17 protein-coding genes and 1 pseudogene are annotated in these 23,450 nt (G+C 53.9%); 3 read left to right on the top strand and 15 right to left on the bottom strand.

Features of this window, described 5'->3' with window-relative positions; translation table 11 throughout:
• Positions 1-3: 3 nt before the first annotated feature.
• The 11 genes and pseudogenes from J2I46_RS29765 to J2I46_RS29815 all read right to left on the bottom strand — a co-directional run bounded on the left by J2I46_RS29765 (position 4) and on the right by J2I46_RS29815 (position 15,942).
• Positions 4-906 carry a ThuA domain-containing protein gene (locus J2I46_RS29765; RefSeq protein ID WP_207332753.1) on the bottom strand — a complete coding sequence of 301 codons (903 nt, stop codon included), beginning with the start codon at positions 904-906 and terminating at the stop codon, positions 4-6.
• Between the two features lie 161 nt (positions 907-1,067).
• Positions 1,068-2,222 (bottom strand): Gfo/Idh/MocA family protein, encoded by a 1,155-nt coding sequence (locus J2I46_RS29770; RefSeq protein WP_207332754.1) that lies wholly within the window; start codon positions 2,220-2,222, stop codon positions 1,068-1,070.
• Between the two features lie 143 nt (positions 2,223-2,365).
• Entirely contained in the window at positions 2,366-3,397 is a 1,032-nt protein-coding gene (locus J2I46_RS29775; RefSeq protein ID WP_207332755.1) for a sugar phosphate isomerase/epimerase family protein, read from the bottom strand.
• 130 nt (positions 3,398-3,527) lie between these two features.
• Positions 3,528-4,754 (bottom strand): class I mannose-6-phosphate isomerase, encoded by a 1,227-nt coding sequence (locus tag J2I46_RS29780; RefSeq protein ID WP_207332756.1) that lies wholly within the window; start codon positions 4,752-4,754, stop codon positions 3,528-3,530.
• A 155-nt stretch (positions 4,755-4,909) separates the two neighbouring features.
• Positions 4,910-5,974 carry an aldose 1-epimerase family protein gene (locus tag J2I46_RS29785; RefSeq protein WP_207332757.1) on the bottom strand — a complete coding sequence of 355 codons (1,065 nt, stop codon included), beginning with the start codon at positions 5,972-5,974 and terminating at the stop codon, positions 4,910-4,912.
• Between the two features lie 23 nt (positions 5,975-5,997).
• Positions 5,998-6,759 (bottom strand): 3-keto-disaccharide hydrolase, encoded by a 762-nt coding sequence (locus J2I46_RS29790; protein WP_229380022.1) that lies wholly within the window; start codon positions 6,757-6,759, stop codon positions 5,998-6,000.
• 72 nt (positions 6,760-6,831) lie between these two features.
• The gene (locus tag J2I46_RS29795; RefSeq protein ID WP_207332759.1) at positions 6,832-9,528 is read right to left on the bottom strand and encodes a c-type cytochrome; all 2,697 of its coding nucleotides are present in this window, start codon (positions 9,526-9,528) and stop codon (positions 6,832-6,834) included.
• 222 nt (positions 9,529-9,750) lie between these two features.
• A complete protein-coding gene (locus J2I46_RS29800) occupies positions 9,751-11,169 on the bottom strand; it encodes a DUF1501 domain-containing protein (protein ID WP_207332760.1) in 1,419 nt (472 codons plus the stop codon).
• A gap of 66 nt (positions 11,170-11,235) precedes the next feature.
• Positions 11,236-13,598: pseudogene (locus tag J2I46_RS29805) on the bottom strand (DUF1549 domain-containing protein).
• A 202-nt stretch (positions 13,599-13,800) separates the two neighbouring features.
• Positions 13,801-14,313 carry an acyl-CoA thioesterase gene (locus J2I46_RS29810; RefSeq protein ID WP_207332761.1) on the bottom strand — a complete coding sequence of 171 codons (513 nt, stop codon included), beginning with the start codon at positions 14,311-14,313 and terminating at the stop codon, positions 13,801-13,803.
• A gap of 111 nt (positions 14,314-14,424) precedes the next feature.
• A complete protein-coding gene (locus J2I46_RS29815) occupies positions 14,425-15,942 on the bottom strand; it encodes a glycine--tRNA ligase (RefSeq protein ID WP_207332762.1) in 1,518 nt (505 codons plus the stop codon).
• A gap of 134 nt (positions 15,943-16,076) precedes the next feature.
• Between J2I46_RS29815 and J2I46_RS29820 the strand changes: the two genes are divergently transcribed.
• Positions 16,077-17,108, top strand: a complete 1,032-nt coding sequence (locus tag J2I46_RS29820; RefSeq protein WP_207332763.1) for a ComEA family DNA-binding protein — start codon at positions 16,077-16,079, stop codon at positions 17,106-17,108.
• A 232-nt stretch (positions 17,109-17,340) separates the two neighbouring features.
• On the opposite strand, the gene J2I46_RS29825 is transcribed toward J2I46_RS29820, so the two are convergent.
• The 4 genes from J2I46_RS29825 to J2I46_RS29840 all read right to left on the bottom strand — a co-directional run bounded on the left by J2I46_RS29825 (position 17,341) and on the right by J2I46_RS29840 (position 22,679).
• Positions 17,341-17,541 carry a hypothetical protein gene (locus J2I46_RS29825; protein ID WP_207332764.1) on the bottom strand — a complete coding sequence of 67 codons (201 nt, stop codon included), beginning with the start codon at positions 17,539-17,541 and terminating at the stop codon, positions 17,341-17,343.
• 199 nt (positions 17,542-17,740) lie between these two features.
• Complete coding sequence (locus J2I46_RS29830; protein WP_207332765.1) at positions 17,741-18,967, bottom strand: ABC transporter permease; 1,227 nt, start codon at positions 18,965-18,967, stop codon at positions 17,741-17,743.
• Between the two features lie 159 nt (positions 18,968-19,126).
• Positions 19,127-21,760, bottom strand: a complete 2,634-nt coding sequence (locus J2I46_RS29835; RefSeq protein ID WP_207332766.1) for an MGH1-like glycoside hydrolase domain-containing protein — start codon at positions 21,758-21,760, stop codon at positions 19,127-19,129.
• Positions 21,761-21,872: 112 nt separating this feature from the next.
• Entirely contained in the window at positions 21,873-22,679 is an 807-nt protein-coding gene (locus tag J2I46_RS29840; protein WP_207332767.1) for an SDR family oxidoreductase, read from the bottom strand.
• A 138-nt stretch (positions 22,680-22,817) separates the two neighbouring features.
• On the opposite strand from J2I46_RS29840, the gene J2I46_RS29845 reads away from it, so the two are divergent.
• Both J2I46_RS29845 and J2I46_RS33040 read left to right on the top strand, forming a co-directional pair.
• Positions 22,818-23,033, top strand: a complete 216-nt coding sequence (locus J2I46_RS29845; protein ID WP_207332768.1) for a hypothetical protein — start codon at positions 22,818-22,820, stop codon at positions 23,031-23,033.
• Positions 23,034-23,101: 68 nt separating this feature from the next.
• Positions 23,102-23,428 carry a deoxyribodipyrimidine photo-lyase gene (locus J2I46_RS33040; protein ID WP_310589113.1) on the top strand — a complete coding sequence of 109 codons (327 nt, stop codon included), beginning with the start codon at positions 23,102-23,104 and terminating at the stop codon, positions 23,426-23,428.
• Positions 23,429-23,450: the final 22 nt, after the last annotated feature.

The raw sequence follows: 23,450 nt of genomic DNA on the forward strand, positions 1-23,450 counted from the left end.
AGATCAAGGCTGTTTAGGGTGGCCGTAGGGTACGTTGATGTCGAGTTTCCCCTTCCATCGCTTAGGAACGGACTTGCCCGCAGCCCAATGGATGGCGTTAATGACCAGTCGCTGAAAGGCTTCGACCTGAAAATCTTCGGGATGACCCAGTGTAGTCAAGAACGCTTTACCGCCCCACTGATTTTGCCAGGTCCAGGCCACGGGGTTATCAATAGCGGCTTTGTCAGGATTCACTGACTTGCCCATCAACAGCGGCACCGCGCCTTTGGCCGGGTAGTCAGGTAGAACGCGATACAGCCAAGATGCGGCGTGAAATGCTGGCGCAACACCCGTTAAAATCGGATTGTTGGCTGCTTCGGGGATGATGGTAACGTCGGTCGTGCTTTTGTGGCCGTAGTGCGTGTGCTGCGCTTTTCCACCCCAGCCGGGCGGTGCGCCGAAGGCAAATTCGCCAAAGCTGTTCCAGCGTTCGCGCGGGTCACCGGCCGGAAAATTGAACGCGTGGGTTGTGGTTCGGAAACCCATAACCGGTTTACCCGATTTCAGGTAAGCATCAATATAATTGAGCTGTTCCTGAGGCAGTTGCCGCCAGCGGAGGTAAAAAACGGCCAGATCAGCATCTTTGAGCGCTTCAAGGCCGGGAATGTCTTTTTCGCCGTTATAATCCGGGTACGCTTTCAGCACCTTTGTTCGCATGCCGTAGTTTTTCTCCAGCTCAGCGGCAATCAGCGGTAGGGTCAGCTCACCGCTGTATTCATGATCACCAGTAACGAATACGACCAGCGGCTTAGTCGCTTTTGCCGCCGCGGGTTTCAGTCGATCGGCAATAGCGTCGGGCAGGCCTAATTGAGTGAGTGCCAGCAACCCGGCAGTATAATGAATGAATTCGCGGCGGCTATTTTTCATACTTAATTGGATACGCAGATTGAGGGAATTGAACGGATTTGCGCGGATTTTTGGATTTAAACTGATCAGCCCCGCTTTAATTAAAAAATCTGCGCAAATCCGTTTAATCCCCTCAATCTGCGTATCCATTAGACACTCATAAAAAAGCGGTGTGCTATAGTTTATACCGTTACGCCGGTCTCTTTCCAGCTTTTCGAGGTGGCCGATTCGAGTACGGCTTCGCAGACTTTCTGGGTTTCGAGCGCGTCCTGGAAATTCGGAGAGCAGGGTTCGCCAGTTTCCAGGCTCTTCAGGAAGTCAGCCACCTGATGCAGGAAGGTATGTTCGTAGCCAATGCTAGTCCCCGGAATCCACCAGCGGTTCATGTAGGGCTGATCTCCGTCGGAAACGTGAATGTTGCGCCACCCCCGCACGACCGATTCGTCAGAATGATCGAAGTATTCCAGGCGATTCATGTCGTGCAGATCCCAGCGAATCGACGCGTGTTCGCCGTTAATTTCGAAAGTGTACAGTGCCTTGTGGCCACGTGCATACCGGGTTGCTTCAAAGAGACCCAACGAACCGTTGTCGAAGTGGCAGTGAAACAGGCAGGCATCGTCGATCCCGACGGGCTCTACCTTGCCGGTCAGCTGGTGCATGCGCTCTTTTACGAAGGTTTTGGTCATGGCCGATACATCCGTAATGGCACCGTTGAGCCACATGGCCGTATCGATGCAGTGCGCCAGGAGATCGCCCGTTACCCCTGAGCCGGCGGCGGCGGCATCGAGTCGCCAGAGGGCCGTTCCACCCTGCGGCAAGTCGGCGTTGATGGTCCAGTCTTGCAGGAAGTTGGCCCGATAATGGAAAATCTTGCCCAGTTTACCGGAATCAACGATTTGTTTGGCCAGCGTAACGGCCGGCACACGCCGGTAGTTGTACCAGACGGTGTTGGGTACGTTCGCTTTCTCAATAGCATCGACCATGCCCTGCGCTTCGGCCAACGTGCGGGCCAGGGGTTTTTCGCAAAGAATCATTTTTCCCGCCTCAGCCGCGGCAATGGCAATTTCGGCGTGTGTATCGTTGGGCGTACAAATGTCGACGGCATCGATATCATCACGGGCAATCAGGGCCTTCCAATCGGTTTCAAACGACTCGTAGCCCCATTGTTCAGCAAAAGCTTTTACGCCCGCTTCATTCCGTGAACACACGGCTTTCAATACCGGCCGATACTCGAGTTCAGAAAAGAAATGAGCTACCTGAAAGTAGCCGTTTGTATGGATCCGGCCCATGAGGCCAGTTCCGATTAAGCCAATTCTGAGTTCTTTTTTGGTTGACATAGTTAAGGGAAAGGTCAATTTGTTGTCATTCGCTTCCAGCGTTATTATGCTGCCCTGTCATTTATGGTCATTGATAGTAAGGCCATTAATGACTATGAATGACTTTACTACCAATGACCATGAATGACAGGGCAGCATACGTATTACACCTCGTACCAGCCGTGCTTCTTACGTACCTCGATCATGGTGGCCAGAATGTCGTTCCAGGTTTGCTGGTTGGTCATCACCGCGTTGGGGAACATGCAGCCATCCCAGCAAATATGCTTGAACGTTTTGGTGAGCTGACCGTTTTCATCGCGCAGCCAGAAGCCTGCGTCGTTGGCTACATCGAGTTTACCGTTGGGGTCCAGCGCCTGACAGTGGCGACCGGTTTTGTCGTGCGAGCCTGAGCCGAAGACAGTGCCGTCGTTTTGGGCCACGTGGAAATCGATGGTCCAGGGGCGCAGGGCATCAGAAACGGTCTTCAGCCCTTCGGTTAGTGCCGCGCGGTCGTTCCAGTCGAAATCGTCGGGCAGAATACGGTCTTGCGGACGGTTATAACCGAGCAGGTACAGTAACGTATGCGCCATGTCGGCCTGGAAACCCATGTTTGGGCGGTCAACCGCTTCAAGGGTTTCGAGCATCGTTTTCCAGCTGTGCATGCCGCCCCAGCAGATCTCCCCTTCGGCGGCCAGTTTCTCGCCAAAGTCAGCGGCAACATCGCAGGCTTCGCGGAAAGTCTGGGCAATGAGTTTGGTGTTTCCAGATGGGTCAGCATCCCAACTGTGGGGCGAACTGGCCGAGTCGATCCTGACCACGCCGCTGGGCCGCACACCAAGCTCGGTCAGCCGTTGACCGATGTGGCACGATTTACGGACCATCTCCACAAACTGGGTACGTTCCTCTTTGCTACCCATTGCCGGACCGCCCCAGATAGGTGCCACCAGCGAACCGATTTTCAGGTTATGTCCCGACACTTTATCGGCCAGACGTTTGATGCCGTCGTCGTCCAGGTTAACGTCGATGTGCTCGAACAGGGCGAGGTCGACGCCATCGAATTTCACGCCATCTACTTCGGCAGCGGCGGTCAGATCCAGCATGGTATCAAAGGCAATGACGGGCTCCGAATCGGGGCCCTTGCCAACCACGCCGGGCCACATGGCATTGTGCAGTTTGGGATAGTTATTTTCGTTCATGGGGATTGGAATTGGTTGATTGGTTGACTGGGTAATTAGTTGATTAGACGACTGGGTGACTGGGTGATAGGTTGACTAATTCGCACAGATCTTACGAACGCCCTAATTACCCGGTCAACCAATTAGCCAATCAACCAATCACCAAATCAGGGTTCGATGGGCCGAAGTGTTTCAGGATCACGATCGGGTCGGTGGTGGATGGGTTTACGATGGTAACGCCTTCCATGGCCGCTTTTTCACTGACGAAAAACTCGTCGTTCGTCAGTTGGCCGTACCGGATCAGGGCGGGGGTCTCGATGTCCCAGACGCCCAGTTTACCGTGGCCCTGCATCACGATCAGGCCGTAGGCAGCGCTGTCTTTGATGGTCACAGTAGTACCCGGCATAACGGTCAACTCTTTGGCACTGAACGCGTCTGATTTGTAGCAAACCCAGTTTTCAACGTACCCGGCGGCTTCCATTTCGGCTTTATCCCGAACCGGCAGCGGTGCCATGAACCGATTGGCCATCATCTGCGGGTCAACATTCAGGTCCCAATCGATGGCTTCCATCAGTTGGTCGTAATCGCCGATCCGTTCTTTTGGCGTGCCATTCCAAAGCAACTCTTCGGGAATGATCGCTTCATTCACCAGCGACTGATACATAGCAAAAACATCGGACGCTTTTTGAGGCTCGTAGGTGCACAGACTACCCGGCGCGTGGAGCAGTCCGGGCGGTACATCCCAGCCGGTTCCGGGCTCTAGGCGATAGGCCATCGAGTAGTTGGTGATCTTGTTGTCGCCCTTCGTGAAGTTCATCAGGCACTCCTTGATCTGCTCTTTCGACGTACCTGGCGCAATACCGATGAACGTGTATGGAAAATCGCCGCCGTGGTTATTCAGTTGCGGCGGGAAGTAATAGGCTTCGGGTTTACCCAGTTGACCAATGTGTGCAGCCTGCTCGTCGTTGTGGTGCAGGTGATGCGGCAACGGGCCCATGTTGTCGAAAAACTTGGAGTACATGGGCCAGCTACCGTACTGATCCCAAAGCCGGTCGCCGATCAGACTACCTTTCAGTTCCTCGACGGCATCTTTCAGCAGGAACTGTACCTCCTGATCGCCGTCGTTGAAAACGATGGCACTGAGTCCTTCATTTTCGCCAGTCAGCGGACCGTTTTTCGCCGGGGTCGTTGACGACAGCCAGCGTTCGTCGATGCCGCCGCGCTCGCCGCCCAGCACGTAGTAATCGTTCGGATGAAGTTTGATGCGCCGACCGGGGACGCAAAACGACCGGGGCACCCAGGTTGGGGCCAGCCGTAGCACGCCTTTTCCCTGGTCTAATGCTTTTGCTGCTATACTCATTGTTGCGGTTGTTTCCATGAAGGGTTTAGTTTTTAAAGAAGAGGTCGTTGGTTGGGCTATCTTATTTTGTCATCCCGACAACGGAGGGATCGTGGCGTTCCTTCTAATAGCGCTTGGCCCTTTTGACAAGAACGCCACGATCCCTCCGTTGTCGGGATGACAAAAAAGGACTACTATCCTTGTCCTTGATTCACAAAGTCATCAATCTGTTCTGCGCTACTCAGCACGGTCAGTTCAACATCATACAGTTGGGTTTCGCCAGGTTGCAACATGATCAACGTTTGGTTTTCCCGCGCCTTTGCCTGACCAATGGGCGGATGCGTACCGGGCTCAATACCCGTGACGTATTCACCTTTACCCCAATGCTGCCAGTTGGTTAGCCACGGGAGTTGCGCCTTCTGAAACCGGATCGATACGGCCAAACCGAGTTTGGTATTGTGCAGACCGGCCGTGCACCAGCCCGATGCATCAGGGGCGGCGTCGATAAACGCGACGGCTTCTCCCGTTCCCAGATGCGATTCCAACGGGGCAGGGCAGGTTTTAAAGTCGCTGCCTTCCCGGAAAATATCGGCATGAATACCACCTTCGCGCGGTTGCCAGTTGCCCCGCCAGATGAGCTTCGTGCCATCGTCGACCAGTGGCCAGCCGAAGTTGAGGTGGTAAAGCAGCATGTGCGGAGTGGGCGTATTGCCTCGGTTGGTCACCTCATCGTGAATGCGGATGGTAGGGTCGCCGAGGGTGGCCGAGATGGTCCGTTTCAGCTCGAGACTGGGACCAAAAATCTTGGTTTCCTTCATTCGACCGGTAATGCTCATCGCCAGTCTTCCCATCACAGGATCAGGCTGAACGATGGATTCGATCTCCGCAGGTACGTTGCTGATATGTCCGTGAATGCCTCGTTCGCCATACGCATCGGACTCAGGTCCGCCCACATGCGCCAGCCCACAGGTGGTCAGCAAACCACCGTTGAAGGTTCTGAGCCAGTCGAGTCCTTTGTCAGAAAACGGTTGCGGCGTGGTGATGCCCGAGTGACATAACCAGGCCAGACTATGCTGGTTGTAGAATGCATCGGCAATATCCAGGCCCCGGTCAATGACGACTTTGAAACGAAGTCCCGAGCCGGTGTTGATCCAGGCTACCCGAACGCCACGACCAGCGCCGTTGTCGAGAATTGCCGTTTCGATGCCCCCGACCTGCGCCGGGTTGTTGATTTTATCTGTCCAAGGGTACGGTGCCAAGGGATAGGTGGGGTTATGGGCGACTACAACGTTTTCAGCATCAGGTTTCTGTACTGTACTTTCATGGGTGGGCCAACGTGTACCTGTACACCCAGCAGCCCTTTTCTCATTCCATTTACGGTGTCTTCGTCCGTGACATCGCTCATCAATACGCCGTTGATATAATGCTGGAGGTGGTTTCCTTTCACAACCAGGTGAAACTTGTTCCAGTCCTCCGGTTTGATAAACGTCTTGAGCGAATCCGAGCTACCCAGTGAGCCAGTGACGGTCAAGCCATTCCAGGCATTGTTCTTCACATTGGCGCGAACTCCTTCGGGCGTCGCGGAACCGGTATAGGCCGGGATCGTGGTTTTCTGTCCCCGATAGGCCAGCGTTGTCCGTTTGCGTTCTTCGTAGTTCTGCCCGGTGTAGCGCATTTTGCCGTCGATGTCGGCCTGGTAGCCACGCAGGGCAAACGGTACGTCAGTCAACCGGTCGCTGCGGTAGTTGATGCCCGAGTTTCCCTCGGCGGTGATGTTGAACTCGCCGGTGAACTCAAAGTCAGCGGGCTCACCCCCTTTCCAGATAATGAACGAGTTGGTTTTCAGCAATGTAGCAGGCGTAATTTCCCCGACCAGCACACCGTTCTCCACGCGCCAGTATGTCGGATCACCTTCCCAGCCGTTGAGCGTCTTTCCATCGAATATCTGGACGAAGCCGTCTTTTTTCGCTTTTTTGCTCTGCGCATCACAAACCGTTGCGAAGGTCACCGCCAACGTTGCGATCAGGAATAACGTTCTTTGCATCATACTCTGTAGGTAGTTTATAGGTTTTAGGCAGGCTTCGCGTTCTAAGTTGCTTTCGCGTAGCCCTTCGCCCTATTTACCCTTACCCGTGTCAGACGTTTTGTACAACTCATTGGCCTGGTTACCACCCGATTTCAGGTAGGCGATCAGGTCTTTCAGTTCGCCGGGATTCAGGCTGTTGATCAGACCGGGCAGCATGATCGACGAGGGTGAGTACTTTCTTGACACCACGTCTTTCTTCGCCACCTTCCGGAGTTGATCTGACGCAAATGGGTTCTGAGAGATGAAGTAGTTTGCCTTATCTTCATTGATCAACCGACCCAGCACCGACTGCCCGTTTTTGAGCGTGAAGATGCTCGAGGCGTATTGATCCGAAACGGTTTTATCGGGGTAAATAATCGCTTCCAGAATGTCTTTGTTGGAGAAACGGGTGCCGAGTTGAGTCAGGTCGGGGCCGATATCGCCACCCTGACCGCCCATCGAATGGCAACGGCTACACAGAATGGCACCGTATAGTTTTTTACCCGTTTCGTAGCTGCGTCCCGTCAGGCCACTATCAACCACGGCCACGGCGTTTTCCAACTTCCAGTTCCGGTACGGTCCTTTTGGCGTGTAATCCGACGCAATGTCATTGCCCGATTTCGTCAACAAATCAGCGCCCGAGAGTTTGTTGTACTTCTCGAATTGCTCTTTAGGTACGTTTGCCAGAGCCAGTTTACGCGCTTTATCGACGTACCCAACGTAGCTGTTACCACCCTGGTAGCCAAACGCTTTGGCAAACCAGGCAAAGTACTGATCGCGCAGTTGCGACGTCCAGCCAGTTTTGGCACTGCTGAGCATCGTGGCGTAATAGGTTTGTTGGGCAGGCGGCACCTTCGCCAGCATCTTGGCAATATCGAGCCCGTATTGTGGATTACGGAGAATCAGGTCGCTCGATGCTGTCACGGTTTCGCCACCTACCGGCCCGTTGTCTTCATTGTTGAGCGCCAGCAACTTCAGCGTCTTGTCGACCGCCCCCGGCGCTTCCAGCGAAATAAGCAATTTGCTATATGCCCGGTTCAGCATGGCCGAACCAGCCGGGTAGCGAGGACTCAGTACGGCAATAGCCTTGGCCCGGTCGGTACCTTCAGGAAGGCCCATGCGGGTACACACCAGTTCAATGGCCCGCAACACGTCAGCCTGCTGCTGTTCAGCAAGTGTGTTCAGTTTCACATTCAGCAACGAGGTTAGCATCTGGCTTTTCAACGACGCATCGCCGTGGTGAGCCAGGGCAATCATGGCTTGCGTGAGGCGTTGGGGATCGGTTTCGGCCAGGGCTTTTGCCTGCCATTCGGCTACCGGCTGATGCTCAACTGCCACACGAGCGGCATAGCGAATAAACCGGTCGGGATGATTCAGGTACGGCCAGGCCGTATTAACCGCGTCGGCCATCGGCGCACCGTGGTATTGCTCCAGCTTCGTACGAATCTGATGTTCAGCCGTAATGACAGGCGCTTTCGTGTCCGGCGCGGTGGCCTCGGTGCCGGCGTAGGTGATCCGGTATAGATCAGATTCCAGCCGACGGCCACCGGTAAGGAAATACAGGGCACCATCCGGGCCGATCTGCCCGTCGGTCAGGGGTAGTGGCGAGCCGGAAATAAACTCCTGGGCAGTGGCTTTGTAGGAAGCGCCCTGTGGTTGCAGATGAACCGCATACATGATGCCGAAGCTCCAGTCAAACGCGTAGATGGCCTTCTGGTATTTTTGCGGGAAACGAGCACCACGGCCGGCAAACACACCCGTTGGCGATCCCTGACCCATGTTTAGTGTGGCAGGCAGGCAGTCGGCAAACGTTGGCGACCAGTTTGTGGCCGATGTGCGCCAGCCAAAATCGGCTCCGCTGGTGATGTGGCAAATGCGGGTAGGCTTATACCAGGGAAGGCCAAAATCCCATTCCATGTCGGAGTCATAGCCGAAAATGTCACCGGCATCATTAAACGCGAAGTCGAACGTGTTACGGAAGCCACCGCCAACGAACTCCCAATTCTTTCCTTCGGGGTCGATCTTGGCAATCCAGCCACCGGGGGCCATACGGTCCACGGCATGCCCACGCGGGTCTTTAATGGCGGGAAACAGGTTGTCTTCTTTCCAGACGGGCGGTAACCGATAGGCGTCCATCTTGGGTACGTCCGTAAAATTGCCGCACATCAGGTAGATCGACTTTTTATCGGGCGACAGCACAAGGCTGTGTGGCCCGTGTTCTCCTTCACCTTTCAGCGCTTTAATAAGGGTGATCTTGTCAAACTGATCATCACCGTTGGTATCCTGCAACCGATAGAGCCCACTCCCCTTCCCGAAATTTTTATTCTCCCGGTTGTTCACCATGACGTACAGGCTATTGAACGCATAGAGTAGCCCCTGCGCATAGCCCATGCCTATGGTGGTATCTCCGGGCACCTCACTTACCTTCAATTTTTCAACATTGGGCCGCTGCACACCTGAGCCAATAGTTGGCAATTGGAGGCGGTAGAGGAACCCATATTGATCGGACGTGATCATCCGCCCTTTATCGTCGAACGCCATTGCTACCCACGACCCCTGCTGGTTGGCAGACGGGCTGTAGAGGTGCTCTGCCTTAAAACCGGGCAGAAGCTTCAGCTTATCGATTTTAGTGCTATCGTCTACCCGTTCGCTCCAATAGGATTCCCGAAGGCTAACCCAGGACGTACCCAGTAAAACGAACGTGCAAAGAGCAATGCCAATTTTGGTCGGGCTAGTCAGTTTAAACATGCGGTTTATAAGAGCTTAGTTGTTGATAAAAACTCCCTCAACAAGTATTCTACTGAGTTAACTTCCCCGTTTCATCCTTAACCAATGGAGAAAGCCATCAGCCTAAAAGTGCAATTCGATCGCTAAATTTTACCAGACCTTTTTCCCTAACTTACCTCCACCTCCCTACTTCGTTCTGATTCTTCGTGATTATCTATTTTGTGACCTGATCCGGGTATTGAACTAGGTTAATAAATCCAGCACAGGCTTTCCTAACCCATCCGGCGTGGAATAAAACGGCCGCTTCTCTACGTCGTAATGGGTATCGGGTGCTATACCCAGCGCGTGGTAAATTGTCTGATGGATTCCGTCGATCCGAACCGGATTTTCGATGGTTTTGCAGGGTCGCTCATCCGCTGTTTTTCCGTAAACGAATCCTTTCTTGATACCACCACCAAACATCAGCATCGAGCAGCCATCCGTAAAGTGTCGGTGCATGCCATAGAACTTCAGGTCAGACAGGATCTCCGGCTGATTCACCTGTTCCTGCACCTTGGCATCGGGCCGTCCTTCGACCATCATATCGCGGCTAAATTCACTGGCCAGCACAACGAGCGTCCGGTCCAGATGACCGGTTTTATCGAGGTCTTTGATCAGCTGAGCAATCGGGCCGTCGATCTGTTTTTTCATGGCCTCCAGCCGCGTGTGACCATTTTCGTGCGTATCCCAGCCTTTAAACGGCTCATACTCGGTAGTAACGCTGATAAACCGGGCACCCTGTTCGGTCAGTCGGCGGGCCAATAAACAACCCAGTCCGAATTTACCAGTGTTGTATATATCGTAGCTGGCTTTCGGTTCCTGACTCAGATCGAACGCTTTAGCTTCGGGTGAATTCAGCAGTCGATACGCTTGCTCCATCGACCGCTTGAGCGACTCTTTCTGGTAATCACTGCCATACTCGCCAATCGGTCCATTGCTGATCAGGTCATTATACAACTGATTTCGGCGTTCAAACCGTTTTGCATCCATCCCTACAGGTGGCCGAACGCTCTCTAGCCCCTGACTGGGGTCGGGAATGAAGAAGGGGCCAAACTCATTACCCAGGAAACCGGCGGTATGGAAAGCTTTCAGTTCTTCGGCCTCCCCCACCGTAAACCGTTGCCCAATGTCGACGAAAGCCGGAATCACCGGATTTTTGGGACCTAACTCCTTGGCAATCCAGGCACCCAGATGTGGCGCGGCCACTGTTTGTGGTGGTTCGTAGCAGGTATGCCAATGGTACTGGTGGCGTGAATGCAGAATATGCCCCATGTCAGCGGCGACATACGATCGAATTAATGTGCCCTTATTCATCACCTGCCCGATGGATTCGAGTCCTTCCGAAAAATGAATACCATCCAGCACCGTGGGCACCGATTTGAACGTGCTCAACACCCGATTACCTTCCATGTCTTTTTCAAAAGGCGTGTAGCGTTTCGGGTCAAACGTTTCAGTATGCGCCATGCCGCCCGCCATCCAGAGCAGGATCACGGTATCGGCCGTGCTGGACGTACCCGCCCGGCTACAGCCCGACAGCAGGCTCGATACCGGTGCACCCGCCGCCATCGCTGCCAGCGTAGCCGCACTGGTTTTTTGCAAAAACTCCCGTCTGTTCCAGTTCATGGTGTTGATTCAGTTTAGGCGTAGCACAACGGCGGCGGACTGTGCGAATAGCCTGTCTAAAATTCATCAATAAATCAGTTGAAATTCGGGATGCAGGCTGATCGCCCAGACCAGATCCTGTACGCTTTCCGTAGTGGGCTTCTGGCCAATCATTTTTTGGCAATGGCGAGTTCACCCGCTTTGGGTTCGCGGCCCAGCGCTTTCCAGTACAGCTTTCTTACCAACGCGTCTGGGGCAGGATAAGCCGCCCTCCAGCGCAATGCCGCCCGTTTAAGCGTACCATTGAATTGATCGCCATTCGTCAGTTCCAGCGCCTGCAACAGATTCGCCTGTGATGACCGGCTGGTGCTTACCGTTTCCCGATTTGGGCGACCCAGGGCCGTTAAGAACGGGTCGTTCTTTACCAGCGACGCCCGGGGAAACGGCATTTCACGGCTGAGTTGTGGCGGAAAGCGCGTCGCGGCAACAGAGGTATCGCCGTAGATTGGGCTAAACGCCAGACTGACCGCATCGGCAAACTGCTCGGCGGTAAGGCGGCGGCGAACCATACCCTGAAAAACAAACGAAGGCGCTGTCAGGTGATCGGCATCTTGTAAACCGACCGAGGGAAGCTGGTACGTTTTAGACGTCAGAATGGTCACCATCAGCTTTTTGATATCGTAGCCGTTCGCCGCAAAATCAGCCGCCAGCCAGTCGAGCAAATCCTGGCTCCAGGGTTCATTATCCATGGCATCGACCGGTTCAATAATACCCCGCCCCATCACCTGCGCCCACACCCGATTCACCACCGTCCGGTATAGCCGACCATCTTTCGGTTGTACCAGAAAATCGGCCAGTTCTTTCAGCCGCTGCGCGGTTGTGGCTTTTCCGTTGATTGTCCCCAACTTCTCGAAAATGACTTTCGTACCCGCCATTTTGCCGGTAGGTTTGTCGCAACGGTTTATCTCCAGCGTCGTGTCGGCAAAGATGTTGGCGAAGGCGTAGGCATCGGCCAGTTTCCAGTCGCTGATGAAGCTGTCGTGGCAGGAAGCGCATTTCAGGTTCAGCCCCAGCAACACCTGCGACACGTTTTGCGCAGCCTGCATTTCGGTGCGTTGGCTGGCATTGATGGTACCGCGCCACTGAATGCCTTTAATAAACCCGGCCGACTCTTTATTTGGGCTGACCAGTTCCCTGACAAACTGATTATAGGGTTTATTAGCTTTCAACGATGTGTACAGCCAGGTCGTGATATCAAACCGCCCGCCGGTGATGTAGCCGGTTCCGGTGTAGTCGTTTCGGAGGGCGTCGTTCCAGAACGTGAGCCAGTGCTGGGCGTAATCGGCGTTTCGGGCGAGCAATTCATTTACCAGTGCCTCCCGTTTGTCAGGTCGTGCGTCAGCTTCGAAGGCATTGATCTTTTCGGGCGAGGGCAGCAGGCCGATCACATCCAGATACACCCGGCGCAGGTACGTTCGATCGTCGACAACCTGTTTCCAGGGAAGTTTATGCTGCTGGAAATAAACGTTCACGAACCGATCAACGGGGTTTGTAAGACCATCTGTTGCGGCGGGTAATTCGGGGAGTCGTGGTTCCAGATCGGCCACACGGTAGATGCTCTTTTCGGCACCGTTCGGCCAGGGTGCGCCCTGTTTGATCCAGAATTCGAGCAGGGCGATGTCGTGGTCGGTCAGGCGTTTTCCTTTGGTTGGCATCGCCTCCTCGTGGCCAGCCGGTAATTTGATACGTCGGATCAGGTCGCTTTTTTCGGGGCTGCCCGCCACCAGCACAATGCCGTCTTCGCCGCCCTTCATCACGAATTCTTTCGTATCCAGTCGTAAGCCGCCTTTCGATTTGGTCGCGCTGTGGCAACTGTAGCAGTTATGCGCCAGAATAGACCGCACTTCCAGATTCAGGTCGCCAATCTGTTTGTCGGTCAGCGGTTGGCCAACCATACTGGCAAAGGCTACTCTGGAGTTACCAGCTACTGCATTTCCAGTTGAGGAATTGCCAAACGGCAGAACGCTGCTCAGGTAGTTGTCGCCGTGGGTGAGTAGCGCGCCAAAATGCCCGGCTAGGCTGACGCCTACAACCGTGGCCACAAGCCCTGACCGATACAGCGTGGTTCGGCCTGTGCGAAGGGCAAAAACGGTTAGTAAAGCCAGCGTCATGGTTGCCAGCCCCGACCACTGATGCACCATTACCGTGTTACCCGAGTAATCTTCCTGATTGACCAGTACCAGGCCCAACACCGCCGCCACCACAGCACCACCGGCTCCGATCAAGACCATCGCCCGGATACCGGCCGCCATCTCGCTCGATTTACGGAACCAGCCGGCCACTTCGAGCAGTAGGGCAACGCACAGTAAGCCGATGGGAAAATGAACGACGAGCGGATGCAGGCGGCCGAGAAACTGCCAGAGCCAGAATGATTCGATTGCTACAGTCATTACGTCGACAGTAAAGGGCTTTCTGCTGATACTGAACACATCAGTTAGGCATGAAAGAAACCTGTACAGTCTATCTAACTAAGTCAGCCGTAAGAGCTAAGAGCCAGGAAGCAAGACAGGCCGTCGTTGTAGTTGCTCTGCTGGAGCTAACACAACGACGGCCTGTCTTGCTTCCTGGCTCTTAGCTCTTACGGCTCTACTCCTACAACAAACTTTGCTTGATATCCCGGATACGGTCGTTGAAGGCAATGGCGTGCACGTCCAGATCAGGGACTTTGGTGGCTTCGAGCAGGTCCATCACGGCGGGGTGGTGCGGAATGCGCTTGCCCGTTTCAATGCTGATGTATTTCGACGTTACCCACAGCACGTTCTTAAGCTGCCCTTTGCGGTCGTCGGTCATGTAATATTCCGTGATCGTGGTATCGATATCGAAATACACGATCCGCGACATGATACGTACCCATTCACTCACCAGCGCCGGCCGGATATACGCGATCTGGTGCTGATACACGACCCAACTCGACTTGTATTCGTGGAACAACTGCGCTGGTGCAAAGCCATACAACGTCGCCACCTGATCTTCGCGGGCGTTGAAGTAATAATCGAAATACTTGGCGTTGTTGAGGTGCTGGAGCGGATCACAGTCCTGAAAACGGATGATCGTCCGCGTTTCTGTCTCGACCGGGTACGTCCGGTTTGGGTCACGTATGAACATAAAACTAAGTTTCAGGTGTCAAGTTTCAGGTGTTAAGTGGCGCTGCTAGTTAACCTTGTGGTGCCTCAGCAGCGCCACTTGAAACCTGAAACTTGACACCTGAAACTTCTTTTACATTTTCTCTAAAATCCGCTCAATCGATACGTCGTAGCCGATTTTGGCTTTCAATTCACTGATGGGGACACGTACCTGTTCGGTGGTGTCGCGGTAGCGGATCGTCACGGTGTCGTCTTCCAGCGTCTGGTAATCAACGGCGATACAGAACGGCGTACCGATCAGATCCTGACGGGTGTAGCGTTTGCCAATGGCGTCGCGCTCTTCCATGATCACGCGGAACTCCGATTTGAGCGATTTCACGATCTGCTCCGCTTTTTCGGGCAAACCATCTTTCCGGACCAGCGGGAACACCGCCGCCTTGATGGGCGCCAGTGCTGGATGCAGTTTCAGGTACGTCCGTTCTTTTTGCTGGTCACCTTCGCCTACGGTCTCTTTCGTGAAGGCATTGCAGAACGTAGCCAGGAACAGGCGGTCGGCACCCACCGACGTTTCTACCACGTACGGGATGTAGTTGCCGTAAGGTTTGCCCGTTGCCGGATCAACGTCGTTATCGAAGTACTGTTGTTTCTTACGGCTCAATTCCTGATGCGCTTTCAAATCGAAATCGGTGCGCGAGTGAATACCTTCTATTTCGCGGAAACCGAATGGGAACTTGTACTCGATATCGACGGCCGCGTTGGCGTAGTGAGCCAGCTTTTCGTGGTCGTGGAATTTCAGGCTGGTGGCAGGCATGCCAATCGCCTGGTGAAACTTCATCCGGGTTTCTTTCCACTTGGTATACCACTCCATTTCGGTGCCGGGGCGAACGAAGTACTGCATCTCCATCTGTTCAAATTCCCGCATCCGGAAAATGAACTGACGGGCAACGATCTCGTTCCGGAACGCCTTACCAATCTGAGCAATACCGAAGGGAACGCGCATCCGACCCGTTTTCTGCACGTTCAGAAAGTTCACGAAAATACCCTGCGCCGTTTCGGGACGAAGGTAGATCGTGCTGCTGTCTTCGGCCAGAGAACCAACCTGCGTGGAGAACATCAGGTTAAACTGACGTACCTCGGTCCAGTTCTGGTTGCCCGAAATCGGGTCTTTGATCCCCTCAGCGATGATCAGGTTGCGAACACCCTCGAGGTCTTCGGCGCCCAGCAGACGGCCCATTTCTTCAAGCAGGGCCTTGCTGCGGGCTTCGTCGCCAGCGTTGGCATATTCTTCAGCCTTGGCTTCCAGCAACTGATCGGCACGGTACCGCTTCTTCGAGTCGCGGTTGTCGATCATCGGGTCGTTGAAGGAGTCGACGTGACCGGAGGCTTTCCAGGTCAGCGGGTGCATGAAAATAGCCGCGTCGATACCCACTACCTCATCATGAAGCTGGGTCATGGCCTTCCACCACACGGCTTTGAGGTTGTTTTTCAGTTCAACGCCGTTCTGACCGTAGTCATAAACAGCCTGTAGGCCATCGTAGATTTCCGACGAGGGGAATACGAAGCCATATTCTTTCGCGTGAGCGATAATGTCCTGAAGCGAAGTAGCCGGAGCGGCGGGGGCCGATCCTTCGGCCGACGTATTGGTTGTCATAATGGCCGCAAAGATAGCTTTTGCGGCCAATACCACCGACTATCCATTACCAAACCTCCGCAGTGTCTGTGCCCCTGGTCACCAATAAAGAAATTTACTTACCTTGCAGTAAGTAATCCTACCATATCATTTTTATGTTTAAACAAGTACGTGCGTTTATAGCCGATACGTTTGCTATTGGGCATAAAGAGGCGACCGGCGTTTTGGCGCTATTGCTCCTGATCATCCTTTTCCTCACGTCACCGCTCATCTATTCGTGGCTTCGTCCCGAACGTACCCAGGACACCAACGCATCGGATCAACGGAAACTGGATAGCCTGCTGGCTAAGATGCAGTTGGATGGTGCCGCCGAAGAAAAAGCTCGATACGGCGACAAACGCCAGTCTGACAGGGCGCAGCGGGCCGATGACGACCGGCAAACGTCGGAACGGTATCAGGAAGCAAACCCCTTTCCGTTCGACCCTAATACGGTGAGCGTAGCGGGTTGGCAGCAATTGGGTTTACCCCGATGGATGGCTGAGCGCATTGAGAAATACCGCAGCAAAGGCGGTCAGTTTCGGAAGAAAGAAGACCTGCTGAAGATCTACGATTTTCCGCCCGATCTCTACGAAACGCTGGAGCCTTATATCCAGCTTTCCAATTCATCACCACAACTGGCTGGCAAACCGAACGCGCCCGGTAACGTACCTGGCAGAGACCTACCTGATGCTTCTGCCAACATAAGCGCTATCGGTACGGCAGCCCCGCGCGAACGCTACGTAAAGCCCGTCATTCAACCGTTCGACATTAATACGGCCGATACCACGCAGCTAATTGCGCTGAAAGGTATTGGCAGCAAACTGGCGGCGCGAATCATTCAGTACCGCGACGGTTTGGGCGGTTTTCTGTCGGCAGAGCAGTATAATGAAGTATATGGGCTCGATTCGATCAACCTGGCTGAATTGACGCTGTACGCTAAAGTGAAGTCGCCCGTCCGGAAAACACCGATCAACACAGCGTCGGCGGCTGATCTGGACCGCCTGCCTTATCTGTCGCGGAGGCAGGCCGAGGTGATCGTAAATTACCGTAACCAGCACGGTGCCTACACGTCGCCCGAATCATTGAAAGCAATACGGGTACTCGGTCTGCACACAATCGAGCAGATTACGCCGTATTTGTCATTTTAGGGATATGTCATTGGGAAGTCATTTTTCGTAGGCCAACAAATGATCTCTCAATGACAGCGCAGCCTGATGACCACAAAAACGAAAACCCCGCCAGGTGGGCGGGGCTTTCAAGATCAAGTTACGGTACGTTTGGTTGGTTTGGTACTTGGTACTCTTCTTTGTTACGAGGCACTCTTCCTGTTAATTGTTACGGTAATTGGGACAATCATTGCTACGGTGAACGCGGAATCACTTAGAAAAAACGCGGTACTGTTTTTTTACGTGGCCAGAAGGTAGGTAAACCGCTGGTCATGTAGGCTCCAATTGGCTTGTTAGCCAACAGCTGAAACTGCTTCTCAACAGTCAGGTTAGCAGCGCTCGACTGCTTCCCGTCGTTACGGTACAACTCATCGCCCAACATAGACGATAGTAAAACAAACTGGTCCAAATTCATAATTTACGGTGTCATCTCGGTAGGTATTACAAATATCCATAGAACAAACAGAGTTTGCAATACATCCATTCGAGCTTTGCTGATAATTTATCGTACGCATTAATCAGAGACATCCGTTGGATAAAGCAGGTAGCCAGTAACCTGGCCGAATTTTACGTGAGACGACCGGCGGCACCAATAGTAACGCCTGCCTATCAATTTATTTTCTGGCGGCAACTAGCTGCTGAGCAGCACGTTGGGCTGGAAATAAAGATGTCAGGGCGGTAACCACCAGCACGATAAGTACAGTCACGATCAGGTCGTTTGACCGAACTTTCACCGGGTACGCATCAACGATGGCCGAGGTAGTACCAAAGCCCACCAGACCGTATCGTTCCTGCGCGTAACAGAGGGCTAATCCGGCAACCAGACCAACCGTGGCACCCGTCAGCGAGATGATAGCCCCTTCCAGCAAAAAGATACGCCGGATCAGGCCGGGCTCTGCTCCCATAGCCCCCATAATGCCGATGTCGGCTTTCTTCTCAAGCACCAGCATCGACAGGGAGAAAAAGGTGTTGATACTCGCCACCAGAATGATAAACGCCAGCGTGAGCGTCACAAACAGTTTTTCTATGCGGATGGCCCGAAACAGATCGGGATTCATCTCATCGCGGGTACGTACCTGGAGGTTGTTGCCAACCAGTGTTTGCATCGTTGCCTGTAGGGCCAGTTCGTCTGTACCGGGCGTTAGCTCAATTTCAAGGTTGGTATACTCGTCAGGTGTATAACCTAGCAATTCGCGTGCCACCTGAAGCGGAATCAGAACCAGGTCGTCGTAATTGGTTGCTTCGATAAAAAATACCCCGGAAACGTTCAGCCGTTGCTGCCGGAACGCATCGGGCGAGAGTGACGACAGCTTGCGGTTCCGGTCGGGAAAAAGCAGTTCGAGCGGTGTCAGCGGGTCTTCGGGCGTTATTGTCAGGTTATTCCGAACGCCTTCAGCCACGATAGCAAAGTTATAGCCGTTGCGGGTGAGCACCTGCCGGCCCTCCACCATCACCGAATCGAGCTGGTGCCGCTGGCTGTAGGTGCTGTCAACACCTTTTACGCGCACCACCGTCTGACTATCTCCGTAGCGGGCCAGGGCATTATCGATGGCCACGCCCGTCAGCACCCGAACGCCGGGCAACTGCCGAAGTTGACGAATCAACGCCGGTTTTGCTTCGAACCGTTTGCCTTTAGCGGGCCGGATGGTCAGATCAGCCTCAACCGATTTGAATAGTTGCCGGTTTAGCTCTTCCATGCCGTTGAAAACCGAGAGCACGACCACCAGGGCCATGGTTCCCACACCTACGCCCAGCATCGCCAGCAATGACAGCCAACTGATGAAGCTGCGTTTACGGCGTGAAAAGAAATAACGACGGGCAATGAAAGCGGGGAGATTCATGACGTACCTACAGAAATAAAGAACGAAGATACGCACCCCGGCCGGGTTAGCACTTCCTCCAATACAGACAGCCTGTTTCCCCATTCACCGGCCTCTATCACTACTCGACTGGTTTTGAACCAGACAGGCGAGCTACTGACTTCCGGTAACGTACCTGGTCTACTCCCACTCCCAGGCATCGTCGTTGATGAGTTCAGCAATAACCGCCGTCCAGCCGGTTTGGTGGCTCGCGCCGATACCCTGCGCGGTGTCGCCGTGGAAATATTCGTAGAAGAGAAGCAACTCCGCATTTTCGGGGCGCTGGTAAAACGGACTGAACGGGCCGTGTACCGGACGGTGACCCGATGCGTCGGCTTCGAACGTGGATACGATCCGCCTGGCCAGCTGGTCGGATACCTGTTCCAGATTCAGCCGGTTGCCCGACCCCGTTGGGTATTCAACCGTAAGAGTATCACCGTAGAACTGATGGTATTTCTTCAGTGACTTGATAAACAGGTAGTTGATTGGCATCCAGACCGGGCCGCGCCAGTTTGAATTACCGCCAAACAACCCCGAGTCAGAATCGCCGGGTACATAGCTGATGGTGTGAACCTGACCACCCAGATTGATGCTGTACGGATGGGCTTCGTGGTATTTGGATACCGCCCGAATGCCACCCGGCGAGAGAAACTCAGCTTCATCGAGCATCAGTCCCAGTAGTTTTTCGAGACGCTGTTTCGATACCAGCGACAGCAGAATATCGCCGTCGGGCGTTACGTGCTGGTCGGGCATGGGCAGGTGCAGATCAGACCGGTATTTCTGAAAAAAGCGTACCCGTTTCAGGAAATCAGACAATGGCTCGCTTTTGTGCCGCTTGATGATGGAAACGGCAAATAATACCGACAAGCCTACGATGGAACGCACCTGCAGTACCCTGGGTGGGGATGTAGCCGAATAGATGCGGTCGTAATAAAAGTGATCGTCCTCATCCCAAAGTGCCTCATTCAACGACTCGGCAATGAGCACAAACTGCTCATAAAATTTAGTGGCAACATCTTCGAACGACGGGTCATGGCGGCTTATCTCCAGCGCAATATCCATCATGTTCAGCGCATACATTGCCATCCAGGCGGTGGCGTCGGCCTGCTCCAGCAACGTACCCGGCGGCAGGTTACTCCGGTCAATTACTCCAATATTATCCAGTCCCAGAAAGCCGCCAGCAAATACGTTATCTTCTTCAGGATCAAGGTGATTGGCCCACCACGTGAAGTTGATCAGCAGCTTTTGAAACGCCCGTTTCAGGAATTGTACGTCTGCGTTATTATAGATCGCCTTTTCGAGCCGATACACCGATAGAGCTGCCCAGGCATGTACCGGCGGGTTCACATCCGAGAATTTCCATTCGTAGGCCGGTATCTGCCCTGTGGGGCTCATGTACCACTCCCGCATGAGCAGGATCAGCTGATTTTTGGCAAAGACCGGGTCGACCATCGCCAGCGGAACGGTATGAAACGCCAGGTCCCAGGCCGCATACCAGGGATACTCCCACTTGTCGGGCATACTCATCACGTCTTCGTTGTTGAGGTGCTTCCAGGTATGGTTGCGCCCATACCAACGCTCCGACGGCGGCGGCGGATTACCCGGATCGCCCCGTAGCCAGTGCGGGATATCGTAGTGATAGTATTGCTTCGTCCAGAGCAGACCGGCCAGTGCCTGCCGTTGAATACGCTTCAGATCGTCGGAGGCTCCGGCGGGAATCAGCGGTTCGTAAAACGCATCGGCGTCGGCTTTCCGGTCAACGAATACCCGGTCGAATGCTGCGTCGAACGGCTGGGTCTGAATGGTTTTGCAAAGCCGGAGCGCAAGGGTCCAGGTTTCGCCTGCGGCCAGTTCTTTTCTGTAGACCGGGGCAAATTTGGTACCCGTTTCGTTCTCGCGCAGCAGGTCGCAAAGGTAATCGTTATGCTCGGCGATGGCTTCATGAAACGCATCTTTGACAAACGGCGACCCGTTCGGCATACCATACAGACGCTTCGTATTTGACTCATTATCAGTCATCAGGCTAATCTCGACCGGCTGATAATACAGGTAATAATTTCCGGCGCGGAAGTGCGACAGAAACACGTTGCCGGCCGTTGGCATATCGGGACGGCGACTGATGGTGGGCTTCTGAAACTCAGGATCGAACGACCAGCGGTTACGGCACCAGAGCGTGGGCAGCACCGTCAGCGGAGCCGATTCTGGCCCGCGATTGGTAACCGAGATACGAATACACACATCGTCAGAATCCTTTTTGGCGTACTCGACCAGCACATCGAAGTAGCGGCCTTCTTCAAAAACGCCCGTGTGCAGGATCTCAAATTCGGGATCGTTGCGGGTACGTTGCCCGTTTTCGTGCACCAGCCATTCGTAGGGGAATGCGGCCTGCGGATATTTGTAAAGGCCTTTCATGTACGAATGCGTCGGCGTATTGTCGAGGTAGTAATACAGCTCCTTTACATCTTCACCGTGGTTGCCCTCGTTGTTGGTCAGGCCAAACAGGCGCTCCTTCAGCAGGCTGTCTTTTCCGTTCCACAAGGCCAGCCCAAAGCACACATTCATGCGCCGGTCGGCCATGCCCATCAGGCCATCTTCACCCCAGCGGTATACCCTACTACGCGCCTGATCGTGGGGAAACGAGTTCCAGGCATCACCATTGGCCGAATAATCTTCGCGCACGGTTCCCCACTGACGGTCAGCCAGATAAGGCCCCCATTTTTCGAGTGGTACGGCCTTTTTAGCATTTTCCTGCAGGCGATCTAGTTCGGGATTCATTGATTTACGATTTACGATGTACGAATGACTACGTAGTTTTTTCGAAGCATACGAATCCGACCACTGAAGCATCACACCGTCGTCGTTCGTAATTCATCATTCGTACATCAGATCATCCGCCCGTGGCGAAGCCTTCGAATACAGTCATACCACCATCGATGAAGATGCTGGCACCCGTGATATAGTCCGAATCGTCGGAGGCCAGAAAAACGGCCAGATTACCAATGTCTTCGGGTTGGCCGATCCGGTTGTAGGGAATCAGCGTCATCAGCGAATTCAGCGCCTGCGGCGTATTCCAGGCCCCCGTGTTGATGGGCGTCTGGATGGCTCCCGGGCAGATGCTGTTCACCCGGATCTGCCGGTCGCCGTACTCCTGCGCCAGCGATTGCATCAGCATTTTTATGGCTCCTTTCGACGAAGCATAGTTGACATGGCCAGCCCAGGGGATAATCTCGTGCACCGAACTCATGCAGATAATTTTACCCGTAGCCCGCGACACGTCGGGGCGTGGACCACGGCGTAGAAACTCCCGTATGGCCTCGCGGGCGCAGAGGAACTGCCCGGTCAGATTTACGTCGATTACCAGTTGCCACTGCGCCAGGGTCATCTCGTCGAACTTCGCATCGCGCTGAAGACCAGCGTTATTTACCAGTATATCGACCGTTCCAAACTGATCAACGGCCTGGCTGAACATGGCCTGCACTTGTTCTTCCTTCGACACATCGGCCTGAATGGCGAGCGCATCGACCCCGTAGCTTTTCAGCTCAGTTACCATGGCCTCGGCATCTTCCGGCTTCGAGACATAGTTCACAACGACGTTTGCCCCGGCCTTGGCGAGCGACTTGGCCACGCCAGCTCCGATACCTGAATTTGCTCCGGTTACCAGCGCCGTTTGACCCGACAGTTTTTTATCTCCCATAGTTTTGATAGGTGGTACGTAAGTAGCTATGCTACTAACTACTCGGTTTCGGCCCGGATAGTTATAACCGTTGCCTTGAATTAATGACTTCTTAAAGGAAACGGATGGTTTTATCGATACACAAGCAGAGAATCAATCATGATAGAACGCCCGGAATCAGGTCAGGCCACGCCCGACCGCGCACAGAATACGACTACACCCGCGAAAGGTCACTTCCTTAAATCGATCGACGAAACTACAGACGCAGATACCAGTGAGGTAGAGGATGAATCGGACGGAATGGCGAAACCCGATTTTTTAGGAACGTCTAACCTCGAAAATCGGGGCGAAGCATCGGAAGAGGATAAAAAGTAGTGATTGGCCAGAGAGCGGGGCTGTTTTTTTTGTTACTACACAGGTACGTACCTACCGCCCCAATCACGGTGGCCAATCAACGCGTTATTCCCGCCATGTCTACTCGTCCACCCGTTTATGTTCTCTGGTTCAAACGCGACCTGCGGCTGCGCGATCATGTGCCGTTGCAGGAAGCGGTCAGGTCGGGGAAACCGGTGCTGCTCCTGTATTGCTTCGAGCCATCGGTCATGGCCGATCCGAATTATGATCAGAGACACTGGCGGTTCGTTACCGAATGTCTGGCCGATCTGAACCGGCAGTTACCAAAGCTGATGAGCGAACCGGCAGGCAGGCAGGCAGGTACGTACCCACGAATGGCTGCCGTTCGAGTTCGATGCCGAACCGGCAGCAGATAACGTACCTGATATCGGATTACCC

This window comes from Fibrella forsythiae (genome assembly GCF_017353175.1).
GTDB lineage: Bacteria > Bacteroidota > Bacteroidia > Cytophagales > Spirosomataceae > Fibrella > Fibrella forsythiae.